Source organism: Pseudomonas sp. PGPPP4, assembly GCF_002256045.1.
Classification (GTDB): domain Bacteria; phylum Pseudomonadota; class Gammaproteobacteria; order Pseudomonadales; family Pseudomonadaceae; genus Chryseomonas; species Chryseomonas oryzihabitans.
In genome coordinates, this window is record NZ_NKID01000004.1 from 307,352 (window position 1) to 320,791 (window position 13,440).

The window sequence follows — 13,440 nt, forward strand, 5'->3', positions numbered from 1 at the left end:
GTCTTGCGCCCGGCTTTTTCGTCTAGCCCACCAGATGCAGAAAATGCATATGGCGCTCGTACTGGTCGAGGATGTCGCCAATCACGTCCTCGCGTGACCAGCCCATGACGTCATGGTCCTGGCCACCCTCGCGCAGATAGACCTGGGCGCGGAAGTACTTGCGCTCCTCCCCCGGCTCGCTGCCCATGACGAAACTGGGCATCGCGTAGGCATGGGGTCTGACCTGGTAGACGAACTCGGGCTGCTCGGCCGGACCGACATACAACCGCACCCCGCCATCCTCGCGGTCTTCCACGCCGCAGACATAGCCCTGCTTGCGCCATTCCTCGGCCACCGCCAGGCAAGCCGGCTTGGCCACCTCGCCGATGAAGCGCACCACGTGGCTGCGCCGCGGAAACATCGCCAGGCCGCGCAGGCGGCGCTGCCAGCCGCCCGGCGTACGGGTGGTGGGCGGCGTCAGACTCAGCGACTGATGGCGCAGGCCGCGCTTGGTGGCGTCCAGCTTGAGGGCCTTGAGCAGGCCATGCATGCTGAACAGCAGGGCGATGGTGAACGGCAGGGCACTGGCGATGGTGGCGGTCTGCAGGGCCTTGAGACCGTCCGCGAGAAGCAGCGCGATGGCCACCAGGCCCATGCTGGCGCCCCAGAACACCCGCTGCCAGACCGGTGTCTGGTCCTGGCCGCCGGAGGCCAGCATGTCCACCACCATGGCGCCCGAGTCGGCCGAGGTGACGAAGAACACCACCACCATGACGATGGCCACCAGCGAGATCGCGCTGGCGAAGGGGAAGTGCTCAAGGAAGGCGAACAGCGCCAGAGAGCTGTCCTGGGACACGGCGGCGGCCAGATCGGTGATGCCCTCGGTGAGGATCATGTGGATCGCCGTGTTGCCGAACACCGTCATCCACAGCAGGGTGAAACCGGCCGGCACCAGCAGTACGCCGGAGACGAATTCGCGGATGGTCCGCCCGCGCGAGATGCGCGCGATGAACAGCCCGACGAAGGGCGACCAGGCCAGCCACCAGCCCCAGTAGAACAGCGTCCAGCCGCCGATCCAGTCGGTGGGTCGATAGGCGTTGAGGTTGAGGGTGCGGCTGACGATCTCGCTGAGATAGCCGCCGGTGTTCTCGACGAAGGTCTGCAGGATCAGCACCGTGGGGCCGAGGATGACCACGGTCAGCATCAGCAGCACCGCCAGGCCCAGATTGAGTTCCGACAGCCGCCGGACGCCCTTGTCCAGCCCCGAGACCACCGAGAGGGTGGCCAGCGCCGTGGTGACGACGATCAGGCCGATCTGCACCGGGGTGGACACCGGCACGCCGAACAGTACGTTGAGTCCGGTGTTGATCTGCGAGACGCCGAAGCCCAGGGAGGTGGCGACGCCCAGCACCGTGCCGATGATGGCGAAGATGTCCACGGCATGGCCGATGGGGCCATGGATGCGCTCGCCGATCAGCGGATAGAGCGCCGATCTCAGGGTCAGCGGCAGGCCGTGGCGATAGCTGAAGTAGGCCAGGATCAGGGCGACGATGGCATAGATCGACCAGGCGTGCAGGCCCCAGTGGAAGAAGGTGATGCGCATGGCCTGGCGCGCGGCGTCCACCGTCTGGCCATCGGCATAGGGCGGGTTGAGAAAGTGCATCACCGGCTCGGCGACGCCAAAGAACATCAGGCCGATGCCCATGCCGGCGGAAAACAGCATGGCGAACCAGGTGGTGTTGGCGTAGTCCGGCTCGCTGTGGTCCGGGCCGAGCTTGATGTCGCCATAGCGACTCATGCCGAGAAACACCACGGTACCCAGGATGATGGCCACGGCGAGGATGTAGAACCAGCTGAGGTTGGTGATGATCCAGCCCTGGATGGCGGCGAACAGCCACTGGGCGTTGGCCTGGAACAGGCTGGCATAGAGCACCAGCACGAGTAGCAGCAGGGTCGAGGTCCAGAAGACCGGAGGACTGAAGGTGGGACGAGCGGCGGATTCTCCCTGGCCGGTCATAAAAGGGCTCCTGTTCATGAAGTGCGCACAGGTTGACTGCCCTCGGCCGTGATCGTTTCGCTGGCGACGCTGCGGGAAGGGCGCATGCCGCTGTGTGCTACCGCACCAATCGCTGGGGCGCTAAGGGTCGGATACGCCAGCCAGCACAGTGGCGCCGGGTGCTCCCGCCAGCCCCCGAAACCAGCGCGCCGGCGCCACGCCGAAGGCCTGGCGGAAATGTTTCGTCATATGACTCTGGTCATAGAAGCCGGCGGCAACGGCCGCCTCGGCCAGCCCCCGACCGAGGCGCACCTGCAGCCGTACCTGGTCGAGACGGCGCAAGGTCAGGTAGCGGTGGGGACTGGTGCCGAAGTAGGCACGGAAATCCCGGGTCAGACTCCAGCGATCCCGACCGGCGCAGCGGGCCAGGTCGTCGAGGGTGACCGCTTGGTCCAGATGATCCTCCAGGTATTCCCGCGCACGCAGCGCGGCGGCGAAGTCCACCCGCCCGCGACTGGGCCAGGCCTGGCAGACCTCGGCCAGGGTCGCGACCAGGCCATAGAGGGCATCGTCGCGAGCCAGGACATCGGATTGCGCGTCGAGGGCGGCGAACACCGCCTCGGTGGCTCGGGCCAGGCGCGGGTCCCGGGAGACGCTCTCGCGGTGGAAGGGCAAGGGCCGTCCACCCAGGATGTCCTGCACCAGGGTCGGCGGCAGGTAGAGCATGCGATAGCGAAAGCCATCGGCAGCGCCGGCACGCCCGTCATGGACCTCGTCCGGATGCAGGATCATGGTCTCGCCGGGCAGGCTGTTGGTCCGGGCGCCGCGATAGGAAAAGCTCTGCACACCGGCCAGGGTACGGCCGATGGCATAGGTGGCATGGCGATGGGGGTCGAACGCATGGCCACTGAAGAAGGCCTCGATGGACTCCAGCTCGGCATGGGCCGGGGCGTGCCTCACCCAATCCGTGGCACCGGGCAATTCGATCTGGCTGCGCATGGCGACTCCTCGCGCGCTCAGCCTAGCAGACCGCGCCAGGCGTCGTGGAACAACAGCAGGGCGCAGCCAACCAGACTCAGGCCCAGCAGCCGATTCACCGCGCGAAAGCCGCATCCCCGCACCAGGTAGCGCCCGAGCAGCGCCCCGAGCAAGGCGTAGCTCGCCGGGGCGCCGCAGGCCGACAGCGCCAGGGGCAGCGACCAGAGGGCGATCTTGCCCCCGGTCACCTGGGCCGCCGGAAACATCACCGTGGCGATGGGCAGCACCGCCAGCCACGCCTTGGGATTGAGGCCCTGGATCAGCAGGCCGCTGGCAAAGGTCAGCCGCGTGGCGGCGCCCTCCCCCGCTGCCGTCGGCGGCGCGTCCCGGGCGATGCGATAGCCGAGGTACAGGCAATAGCCACCGCCGAGGAGCGCCAGCCACGGCAGCAGCGCCCCCGAGACCACGACCGCGCCGGCATAGCCCAGGGCGAGGAACAGGATCAGCATGGCGCAGCCCACCCCGGCATAGAACCCCAGCGCCCGGCTGGCCTGGCCGCGCAGACCGGCGTTGAGTCCCAGGGCATTGACCGGACCGGGGCTGTACATGACGCTCAAGACATAGAGGACGATTTCCACGGGGCACCTGCCAGGCTTCGAGAGGGAGACCCAGGCTAGCCAGTGCGCCCGGGGTCTGGCTTGTACGTCTGTGGCTGAGATGAGCCACCCGCTCTGGCACTCGAACTCCGCCGGGGTGTGGCACTCTATCCAGGCCAAGGCCTGGAAGAGAAAATCCATGTTCGGATCGCTGCGCAGTCGTCTGATTGCCCTGCTGCTGATGCTCGGCGGCATGGCCGTCGGGGTCGGCTGGCTGATGATCCTGCTCTTGCGCCAGTCGGAAAGCGCCCAGCTCGGCCAGGCCACGGTGGAAGCCGAGCAGGCCTGCCAGGCCATCGCCAGCAGCTATCGCTTCTACAGCAATGGCTGGTCCGGCCCTACCGCGGGCCTCGCCGACCCGGCGCTGCAGCGCAGTCTCGGCGGCGTGGCCAGTGTCGCCCTGCTGCGTTATCGCGGCATGGCCGGCGGCCTCTGGCAGGAACAGGCGGGACTGCTGGCCGATGCCAGTCCCTTCCCCCTGACCGCTGCCGAACGCCAGCACCTGGCCGATCTCTCCGCCGCGACCCTGGCCGAGGCACGCAGCCTGAGCGACAGCTTCAGCGCGGACGGCGCCACGGTGCTGGTGGCCGCCTGCCCGCTGTCCGGGCCCATTGCCGATCTCGCCGCCTGGACCCTGACTCGCCTGACCTTCGCCGAGGGCAGCGGGCAGCGCCAGCTGAAACTGGGCCTGGGCCTGCTGCTGCTGGCCATGCTCGCCGCCACCCTGCTGCTCGGCCGACTCACCTGGCAGTGGTCGCGCCATGTCGCGCGGGTCGAGCGCGATCTGGGCGCCAATGCCAGCCATGACCTGCCCACCCTCGCCCTGACTGGCGAACGCGAGCTGGACCGGGTGCTGGCGGCGCTCAACCAGGCCGGGCAGCGCCTGACCCAGGCCCGGGACGAGGCCCAGCGACTGACCACCCAGGTCCACGCCAGTGAACGGCTGGCCGCCCTCGGTCGGGTGGCCGCCGGGGTCGCCCACGAGATCCGCAACCCCCTGGCCGCCATGCGCCTCAAGGCCGAGAACGCCCTGGCCGGCGACAGCGGCCGCCAACAGAAGGCGCTGGACGCCATCCTCACCCAGGTCACCCGGCTGGACCGCCTGCTGCGCCGCCTGCTCGACCTCACCCAGCCGCTGCACCTGCAACCCACTGTCATCGCGCTGCCGGCCTTTTGCCGCGAGGTGCTGGCCGGACACGAAGACCAGGCCGTCCAGCGCGGCATCCGCCTGACCGCCCGGGTGGCCGTCGAAGAGGGCTGGTTCGATCGCGACGCCCTGGCCCGCGCCCTGGACAACCTGCTGCTCAACGCCCTCCAGGCCGCCCCGGCAGACAGCGAAATCCGTCTCGACGCCAGCCGGCGCGGCGACTGGCTGGTGCTGGCGGTGGAAGACGAAGGCCAGGGGCCACCCGCCGAGTTGCGCGCCCAGCTCTTCGAGCCCTTCGTTACCGGTCGCCCGGAGGGCACCGGCCTGGGCCTGGCCCTGGTCCGCGAGACCGCCCGCGCCCACGGCGGCGAGGCGCGACTGATTGATCCCTCCCTTCCCACGCGCTTCGAGATCCTCCTGCCATGCCAACCCTGCTGATCATCGATGACGACACCGGTCTGCGCGACGCCCTGGCGGAAACCGCCGCGGACCAGGGCTACCGGGTGCTGCAGGCCGACGGGGGCGAAGCGGGCTTGCGGCTCCTGACGCAGGAGGCGGTGGACGCCGTGCTGCTCGACCTGCGCATGCCCGGGCTGGATGGCCTGGAGGTGCTGGCGCGCATCCGCGCCCTCCCCGAACCACCGGCGGTCACGGTGCTGACCGCCTTCGCCAGCGCCGGCAACACCATCGAGGCCATGCGCCTGGGCGCCTTCGACCACCTCACCAAGCCCATCGGCCGTGACGAGCTGATCCGGGTACTGGCCGGCATGACCGCCCAGCGCCGTCCGGCCAGTGCGCCACCGGCGGCGGTCGAGGGCCATACCCTGGTGGGCGGCAGCGACGCCCTGCGCCAGGTGCAGAAGACCATCGGCCGCCTGGTGGACAGCGAGGCCACGGTGCTGGTCACCGGCGAGACCGGCACCGGCAAGGAACTGGTGGCCCGCGCCATCCACGAGCATGGCAAGAGACGCGGGGCGCCCTTCGTCGCGGTCAATTGCGCGGCCATCCCGCCGGATCTGCTGGAAAGCGAACTCTTCGGCCATGTGCGCGGCGCCTTCAGCGGGGCCACCGCCAATCGCCTCGGTGCCTTTCGCGAAGCCCAGGGCGGCACCCTCTTTCTCGACGAGATCGGCGACATGCCGCTGCCCATGCAGGCCAAGATCCTGCGCGCCCTGCAGGAACGCGAGGTGACGCCGGTGGGCGGCGCGCCGGTGCGCCTGGACGTGCGTCTGGTAGCGGCCACCCACCGCGACCTGGCCCAGCGGGTCGCCAGCGGCGACTTCCGCGAAGACCTCTTCTATCGCCTGCACGTGGTACCCATCCACCTGCCGGCGCTGCGCGAGCGGCGGGCCGACATCCTGCCGCTGGCCGAACACTTCCTCGCCCCCAGCGGCCGCGTCCTGGCGGACGATGCCGCCGCCCTGCTCTTGCGCCACCCCTGGCCGGGCAACGTGCGCGAATTGCGCAACGCCATCCAGCGTGCCGCGACCCTGGCCCAGGGCGAACGCATCGTCGCCGCCGACCTGGCCTTTCTGCAGGGCGAGACCCCGGATGAGGTGGCCATCGACGCCAGCTGGCCGGAGGAGACCCTGGCCGAAGCCACCGCGCGCCTGGAACGCCTGCTGATCGAGCGCGCCCTGCAGCGCAGCGGCGGCAATCGCGCCGAAGCGGCGCGCCGCCTCGGCATCCATCGCCAGCTGCTCTACACCAAGCTGAGCCGACTGGGCCTGGGTGTCGGTGCAGACGACAGTCCCGCTTAGAGCCTATTCAAAGTCTCGCGAGCTAGAGACAAACAAGGCCTAGGCGGCCCCACGAAAATGGCTGAGGAAGCGGAGTTTACGAGTGGTAAATGAGCATTCCGAAGCCATTTTCAACGCCGTTTGGCCGACGCGCAGCAGACTTTGGACAGGCTCTTAGGCTGTCCGCTTTGCCGACAGGCCTGTCCGCCAACCGGACGCAAAGCCTGGCTCCAATCGCTGCTTAAAAACCCAAGCCATTGATTTACATGGGAAATAAAAGTTGGCACAGGCCCTGCAATATCCTGATCGTCAACCACCGCAGGAGTCATCCATGCCTACCAAGACCCAAACCCTCGTGATCGGGACCTTCGCCCTGCTGTCCGTCAGCGGCCTCGTCCTGGCACAAACCGCACCCGCCGGCAGCACCGCCTCCACCACCGCAGCCAGCGCCCAGATTCCTACCCAACAGGGCCAGCTCAAGCAGTTCCTGCTCAATCCCCGCGGCGATATCGACGGCCTGATCCTGGCCGACGGCACCGAGGTCAACACCCCGCCGCACCTGTCCGAGCAACTGGCCGCCACCTTCAAGCCGGGTGACAGCATCAACGTCGCCGGCCTGCGCGCCGCCAGCCTGCCGCTGGTCCAGGCGGTGTCCCTGACCAACGTCCAGACCGGCAAGACGGTCACCGACGAAGGCCCCGATCGCGTGGGCGGTCGCCGTCCGCCGGCACCCCCGGCGCCGGGCACCGAGCGCGATGGCGATAGCCTCCAGGGCCAGATCGTCCAGCTGCTGCACGGTCCCCGTGGCGACGTGAACGGCGCCCTGCTGCAGGACGGTACCGCCCTGCGCCTGCCGCCCCATGAAGCCCTGCGCCTGCAAGCGCTGCTCAAGCCCGGTCAGACCGTAGCCGTCCGCGGCGAGCTGGTGGCCAATGCCCAGGGCCGTGCCTTCCGGGTCAGCGCCCTCGGCGCCGACGCCAACTCGCTGCAGACCCTGGACACCCCGCCGGCACCCCGCGGTCCCGGTCGTCTGCCGCCGCCCCCGCCCCCCGGCGTCCAGCCGGTCGTCCCGGGCGCCCAACCGCCGGCACCCCCGGCACCGCCGGCCGGCTGATCAGGCCAGCAGTCGCCGGGTCGCTTCGGCGATCCGGCGGCAGGCTTCCTCCAGCACCTCGTGCGAGGTGGCGTAGGAAACCCGGAAGTAAGGCGCCAGGCCAAAGGCCGAGCCTGGCACCACCGCCACCCCGCCCTCGTCCATGAGGTAGCGGGCAAAGGCCGTATCGCTGTCGATCAGCTCCCCGCCCGGCGTCCGCCGACCCAAGACCCCCGCGCAACTGGCGTAGACATAGAAGGCCCCCTCGGGCCGCCGCGCCGACAGGCCCGGCACCGCGTTCAGCGCGTCCACCACCAGATCCCGCCGCTGGCGAAACAGCTCGCAACGCTCGCGCACGATGTCCTGCGGCCCATCCAGGGCGGCGATGGCCGCGGCCTGGCTGACCGAGCAGGGGCAGGAGGTCACCTGGCTCTGCACACTGGCCATGGCCTGGATCAGCGCCTTGGGTCCGCCGGCATAGCCCAGGCGCCAGCCGGTCATGGCATAGGCCTTGGAGACGCCGTTGATGGTCAGGGTCCGCTCGCGCAGCCGTGGCTCCAGGGCCGCCGGAGTGACGAAGCGAAAGCCGTCGTAGAGGATGTGCTCGTACATGTCGTCGACCATCAGCCAGACCTGCGGATGGCGCAGCAGCACCTCCAGCAGCGGGCGGTAGTGTTCCTCGCCATAGGCCGCCCCGGAGGGGTTGGACGGCGAGTTGAGCATCACCCAGCGGGTGCGCGGGGTGATGGCCGCCTCCAGGGCCTCGGCGGTCAGGCGGAAGCCATCCTCCTCACGGCACGGCAGCACCACCGGCGTGCCGCCGAGGATGGTGACGATGTCGGCATAGGTCACCCAGAAGGGCGCGGGGATGATCACCTCGTCGCCCGCGTCCAGGGTCGCCATCATGGCGTTGAAGATCACCTGCTTGGCCCCGGCCGAAGCGGTCACCTCGTCCTGGGCGAACACCAGGTCGTTCTCCCGGGCGAACTTGCGGCGAATGGCCTCCTTGAGCGCCGGGCTGCCGTCGAGCACCGTGTACTTCGTCTGGCCGGCGCGGATGGCCTGGATCGCCGCCTCCTTGATGTGCTCCGGGGTATCGAAGTCCGGCTCGCCCGCCCCCAGCACCAGCAGATCGACGCCCTGGCGGCGCAGGGCATTGGCGCGTTCGGTGATCTTGAGGATCTCGGAGACGCCCACGGAGGCGAGGCAGTGGGCGAGGTGCAGGGTCGAATCGGCGGCCATGACAGGGCTCCAGACAGGCGAAAAGAGGTGCCGGAAGCGTCCGGCAGGGATCGTCTCGCACTATCGAACCGCGGCCGCCGGCCTTCAAACGCTATAAAGGACTCACGTCATTCCACCGGGGCATGGTCTGCCGCCAGGTCGAGCGCTAGAGTGGCGACCATGACCACCGCCCCCTCTCCCCTCGCTGCCTACCGCCGGATCCTGGCCCAGGGCGACCGCCTGCCCGATGCCGCCCAGGAGGCCGCTGTCCTGCGCCTGGAGGCCTGCCACGCGGCGCTGCTGGCGGGCCAACCGGCGCGCGGTCTCTATCTCTGGGGACCGGTCGGCCGTGGCAAGACCTGGCTGCTGGACCTGTTCCACGCCAGCCTGCCGGTGCCTGCCCGCCGCCAGCATTTCCATCACTTCATGCGCTGGGTGCACCAGCGCCAGTTCCAGCTCGCCGGCACCCGCGATCCCCTGCAGGTGCTGGCCCGGGAGCTGGCCGCCGAGGTGCGGGTGCTGTGCTTCGACGAACTCTTCGTCAGCGACATCGGCGACGCCATCCTGGTGGGCGGCCTGCTGTGCGCCCTGCTGGACCAGGGCCTGGTGCTGGTGGTCACCTCCAACCAGCCACCGGAGCAGCTCTATGCCGGCGGCTTCAATCGCGAGCGCCTGCTGCCCGCCATCGCCGCCCTGCAGGCACAGCTGGACGTGCTGGAGGTGGACGGCGGCCAGGATCACCGGCTGCACCAAGGCCAGGCCGAACCGCGCTTCTGGGTGGACGACCCCACCGCCCTCGCCACGACCTTTGCCCGCCTCACCGCAGGGGAAGCCGTGACGACCGCCCCCCTGATCCTCGGCGAGCGCCCGCTGCCCGTGGTGCAGCGGGCCTCCGGCGCGATCTGGCTGGATTTCGCCGTGCTCTGCCAGGGCGCCTGGGCCACCACCGACTACATGGATCTCTGCACCCGCTTTCCCGCCCTGTTGCTGGGCAACGTCCCCTGCCTGTCCGGCGATCCCCGCGCGGGCCGCATCGCCCGCGGCACCGAAGACGGCGCGACACGGGTCCTGGCCGGCGACCGCGAACTGCCCAGCCTGGCGCCCCAGGACGACGCCGTGCGCCGCTTCATCGCCCTGGTCGACGAAGCCTACGACCGCCGCCGCCCTCTCTACCTGGACGCCGCCGTGCCCCTGGATCAGCTGTACACCCGCGGCTTTCTGGAATTCCCCTTCCGCCGCACCCTGAGTCGCTTGAAGGAGATGCAGCAGGCGCGGTACTAGGCCGGTCTAGACCTGCGGCGACGAGGCACGCCGCGGAGCGGCGGAGCCCCGTGGTAAGGTGGGACATCCCACAGCTTGACGAGGCCCGGTCATGACTCCGCGCATCGAACCCTTCTTCGACGCCACCACGTCCACCTTCACCTATGTGATCTACGAAGCGCCCGGCAGTCGCTGCGCCATCGTCGATTCGGTGCTGGACTACGATCCGCATTCGGGCCGCACCGCCACCCTGTCGGCGGATCGCGTCGCCCGCTTCGTGCACGATCAGGGGCTGACCGTGGAGTGGCTGCTGGAGACCCATGCCCACGCCGACCACCTCTCCGCCGCGCCCTATCTGCGGCGGCAACTGGGCGGCCGCATCGCCATCGGCGAAGGCATCCGCCGGGTCCAGGGCGCCTTCAAGGACATCTTCAACCTGGAAGCGGAATTCCGCCTCGACGGCTCTCAGTTCGATCACCTGTTCCAGCCCGACGAGGTCTTCCACATCGGTGCCCTGACCGCCCGCGCCCTGCACGTGCCCGGCCACACCCCGGCCGACATGGCCTACCAGGTGGAAGAGGAGCATGTCTTCGTCGGCGACACCCTGTTCATGCCCGATGTCGGCTCGGCGCGCTGCGACTTCCCCGGTGGCAGCGCCCGCGATCTCTATCGTTCGATCCGCCGGCTGCTGGCCCTGCCGGAGGCCACGCGCCTCTATCTGTGCCACGACTATCCGCCCGCCGGCCGCGAAGCGCGCCACGAGACCACCGTGGGTGAAGAGCGTGCGCTCAACGTGCACGTCCGCGATGGCGTGGACGAGGATGCCTTCGTCGCCCTGCGCACCCGCCGTGACGCCACCCTGTCCATGCCGACGCTGATCCTGCCGGCGATCCAGGTGAATATCCGCGCCGGCACCCTGCCGCCGGCCGAGGCCAATGGCCGCCGTTACCTGAAGATTCCCATCGACGGTTTCTAGGATCGCCGCCATCCGTCGTACAAGGTAAGAGCCACAGGTATTGGACGCAGCGGCGCCGCTGCGTCCAGGCTTTTCCAGTTCGCACAGCTTCTCTGCTCCGTCCAACCCAGCGGCAAGGTTGGACAGCTCGTCGGCCGAATTTAGATACAGACCTGGTAGTGGCCCATGGCCTGCGACCACCCATCCCCTGGCCGGGAAACCTCGCCGCGTCCGCTCCTCAATACCAGGGCAGGCAATGTGTTCTGCACTACATTCCCACCAGAGGTAGAGCGACCATGACCACCAAGAATTCGAACTCCAATCCCGGCAACTTCGCCAATGATCGCGAGAAGGCTGCCGAGGCCGGGCGCAAGGGCGGCCAGAACAGCGGGGGCAACTTTGCCAATGATCGCGAGAAAGCCTCCGAAGCCGGACGCAAGGGTGGTAGCCGCTAGGCGCTTCCCTCCTTGTAGCGGAGCCACGTCCGGGTGGACCCGGCTCCTTCGTCCCACGATCAAGAGGAATTCACGATGAGCACCAACAACTCCAATCCCGGCAACTTCGCCAACGATCGCGAAAAGGCCGCCGAAGCCGGCAGCAAAGGTGGGCAGAACAGCGGGGGCAACTTCGCCAACGATCCCGAGCGCGCCGCCGAGGCGGGCAGCAAGGGCGGCCAGAACAGTGGTGGCAACTTCGCCAATGACCCAGAGCGCGCCGCCGAAGCCGGCCGCAAGGGCGGCGAGAACAGTGGCGGCAACTTCGCCAATGACCGCGAGAAGGCGTCCGAGGCCGGCCGCAAGGGCGGTCAGAACAGCGGCGGTGGCGGCCAGCAGTAATCCGGCCTGATCCAGGCCATGGCGAAGGGCAGGCTCATCCTGCCCTTCCCGCCTCCTACGTCACCGTCACTTCTCTGTGGGCTTGGGTATCACCGAGATCTGGCCATTCTTCTCCAGCACCGCGAAGCGGATCTGCTCCAGCCGTTCCAGCCCCTGACTCTGCCGCGCCGCCTCGAGGATGTCTTCCTCGGTGAGGCGCGCCTTGCGCAGCCGCTCCGTCAACGGCTTGCCGTACTCCACCACGATCAGCGGCACCCCGTCGAGAAAGCGCCCGACCCGGGGCGAACGCTCCTTGAACAGCGAAAGCAGGATGTCGATCAGCACCAGGGTGGCGATCACCACGAAGGCATTGATCACCGAAAAGTCGTCGCCCAGCAGCGCCTGCTGGGTGGCCTCGCCGATCACCAGCAACAGGACGAAATCGAAGGTGGTGATCTCCGACAGGGCCCGTCGCCCAGTGATGCGAAACAGCACCAGCAGGAAGGCGTAGAGGGCGGCGGCGCGCAAGACGGATTCCATGGCAGTTCCCTAGGGATAGATGAAGGCGGAAAGTGCCAGCGGTGGCTGGCCGGGTCGCAGGATCCGCCAGTCGACGGTGCCCAGGCGGTCCGGGCGCAAGGCGAGGTGCAGGCGACTCGGCCCCGTACCGGTCGCCAGATCGAGCCAGAGCACCCCGTCGCTGCTGGTCATGCGCAGCGGCTGCGGATAGAGGGCTTCCACCGTCCAGTCGGCCACCAGGCGTTCATCCAGGCCGACGCGGTCGAGGCCGGGTGCCAGTTCCAGGGTCAGGGTCGCCGGCGCACCGCGGCGCTGGAAGCGCTCGTATTCGACACTGAGCTGGCCATCCGCGCTGACCCGGGTCGCCGTGGCCCAGGGCCCGCCGCTGGCGAACAGGCCGGCCAGGGCCAGGGCGACGAACAGGCCCAGCAACACCCAGCCCAGCCGCTCGCAGCGCCAGATCCAGCGTTGCAGGCCCGGCTCCTCGCGGATCGGCAGAGGCTTTTCCACCCGTGGCGTCATGGCGGTCGCTCCGCAATTCGATAGAGCTTGGAGCCCGACCGGAGGTCGCCGGTTCGACCGCTTCGCCCACCCACTGGGGCATACTGCGCGCCCCTTTTTTCCTGGAGTCCTGTCGATGCCCGTCTGGTGGCTGCTCGTCCTGCCCTTCATCGCCGGTGCCTGCCTGCCGCTGCAGGCCGGCATCAACGGCCAACTCGCCCGGCACCTCGGCAGCGTCTTCGCCGCGGCGTCCATTTCCTTCATGGTCGGTCTCATCGCCCTGCTGGGCCTGACCTTCTGGCAGCGTGGCGTCCCCACCCTGGGTGCCCTGCGCGAATTGCACTGGTGGCACTGGTGCGGCGGCCTGCTGGGCATGTTCTTTATCGCCATGGCCGCCTTCGCCGGTCCGCGCATCGGCGCCACCCTGTTCATGGCGCTGGTGATCGCCGGGCAGCTGGCCATGTCGCTGAGCCTGGATCACTTCGGCTGGGCCGGCTTTCGCCAGGATCCGGTCACCCTCGGCAAGCTGGCCGGCGTGGCGCTGATCGGTGCCGGCGTCTGGTGCATCGCCCGGGCCTAGG

Annotated in this window: 13 protein-coding genes and 1 pseudogene; 8 read left to right on the forward strand and 6 right to left on the reverse strand. The window is 68.9% G+C overall.

The features are described from left to right. Nucleotides 1-22: 22 nt before the first annotated feature. The 3 genes from CFE50_RS09615 to CFE50_RS09625 all read right to left on the reverse strand — a co-directional run bounded on the left by CFE50_RS09615 (nt 23) and on the right by CFE50_RS09625 (nt 3,591). A complete protein-coding gene (locus tag CFE50_RS09615; RefSeq protein ID WP_286733014.1) occupies nt 23-1,996 on the reverse strand; it encodes a BCCT family transporter in 1,974 nt (657 codons plus the stop codon). Between the two features lie 120 nt (nt 1,997-2,116). After that, the gene (locus tag CFE50_RS09620; RefSeq protein ID WP_286733017.1) at nt 2,117-2,974 is read right to left on the reverse strand and encodes an AraC family transcriptional regulator; all 858 of its coding nucleotides are present in this window, start codon (nt 2,972-2,974) and stop codon (nt 2,117-2,119) included. 17 nt (nt 2,975-2,991) lie between these two features. Continuing rightward, entirely contained in the window at nt 2,992-3,591 is a 600-nt protein-coding gene (locus tag CFE50_RS09625; RefSeq protein ID WP_286733020.1) for a LysE family translocator, read from the reverse strand. Between the two features lie 157 nt (nt 3,592-3,748). Between CFE50_RS09625 and CFE50_RS09630 the strand changes: the two genes are divergently transcribed. The 3 genes from CFE50_RS09630 to CFE50_RS09640 all read left to right on the forward strand — a co-directional run bounded on the left by CFE50_RS09630 (nt 3,749) and on the right by CFE50_RS09640 (nt 7,609). Continuing rightward, entirely contained in the window at nt 3,749-5,194 is a 1,446-nt protein-coding gene (locus CFE50_RS09630; RefSeq protein WP_286733022.1) for a sensor histidine kinase, read from the forward strand. Beyond that, entirely contained in the window at nt 5,179-6,516 is a 1,338-nt protein-coding gene (locus CFE50_RS09635) for a sigma-54-dependent transcriptional regulator (protein ID WP_286733025.1), read from the forward strand. The genes CFE50_RS09630 and CFE50_RS09635 overlap by 16 nt, the downstream gene beginning before the upstream one ends. A gap of 310 nt (nt 6,517-6,826) precedes the next feature. Further along, complete coding sequence (locus CFE50_RS09640; RefSeq protein ID WP_286733028.1) at nt 6,827-7,609, forward strand: hypothetical protein; 783 nt, start codon at nt 6,827-6,829, stop codon at nt 7,607-7,609. Here the strand turns inward: CFE50_RS09640 and CFE50_RS09645 are convergent, their stop codons facing one another. After that, complete coding sequence (locus CFE50_RS09645; protein WP_286733030.1) at nt 7,610-8,830, reverse strand: pyridoxal phosphate-dependent aminotransferase; 1,221 nt, start codon at nt 8,828-8,830, stop codon at nt 7,610-7,612. A 159-nt stretch (nt 8,831-8,989) separates the two neighbouring features. On the opposite strand from CFE50_RS09645, the gene zapE reads away from it, so the two are divergent. From zapE to CFE50_RS09665, 4 genes and pseudogenes are all read left to right on the forward strand, one after another. Next, nucleotides 8,990-10,090, forward strand: coding sequence for a cell division protein ZapE (gene zapE / locus CFE50_RS09650; protein WP_286733032.1), 1,101 nt, complete (start codon nt 8,990-8,992; stop codon nt 10,088-10,090). 91 nt (nt 10,091-10,181) lie between these two features. Next, complete coding sequence (locus CFE50_RS09655) at nt 10,182-11,045, forward strand: MBL fold metallo-hydrolase (protein WP_286733034.1); 864 nt, start codon at nt 10,182-10,184, stop codon at nt 11,043-11,045. Nucleotides 11,046-11,347: 302 nt separating this feature from the next. Further along, a pseudogene (locus tag CFE50_RS09660) lies at nt 11,348-11,479 on the forward strand (con-10 family general stress protein); the annotation flags it as partial. A 75-nt stretch (nt 11,480-11,554) separates the two neighbouring features. Then, nucleotides 11,555-11,860, forward strand: coding sequence for a con-10 family general stress protein (locus CFE50_RS09665; protein WP_007159629.1), 306 nt, complete (start codon nt 11,555-11,557; stop codon nt 11,858-11,860). A gap of 66 nt (nt 11,861-11,926) precedes the next feature. Here CFE50_RS09665 and CFE50_RS09670 read toward each other — a convergent pair whose 3' ends face one another. After that, nucleotides 11,927-12,379: a DUF421 domain-containing protein gene (locus CFE50_RS09670; RefSeq protein WP_286733040.1), complete on the reverse strand. Its 453-nt coding sequence runs from the start codon at nt 12,377-12,379 to the stop codon at nt 11,927-11,929. 9 nt (nt 12,380-12,388) lie between these two features. Then, the gene (locus CFE50_RS09675; protein WP_286733043.1) at nt 12,389-12,880 is read right to left on the reverse strand and encodes a hypothetical protein; all 492 of its coding nucleotides are present in this window, start codon (nt 12,878-12,880) and stop codon (nt 12,389-12,391) included. A gap of 109 nt (nt 12,881-12,989) precedes the next feature. On the opposite strand from CFE50_RS09675, the gene CFE50_RS09680 reads away from it, so the two are divergent. Next, the gene (locus tag CFE50_RS09680) at nt 12,990-13,439 is read left to right on the forward strand and encodes a DMT family transporter (protein WP_286733354.1); all 450 of its coding nucleotides are present in this window, start codon (nt 12,990-12,992) and stop codon (nt 13,437-13,439) included. Nucleotide 13,440: the final 1 nt, after the last annotated feature.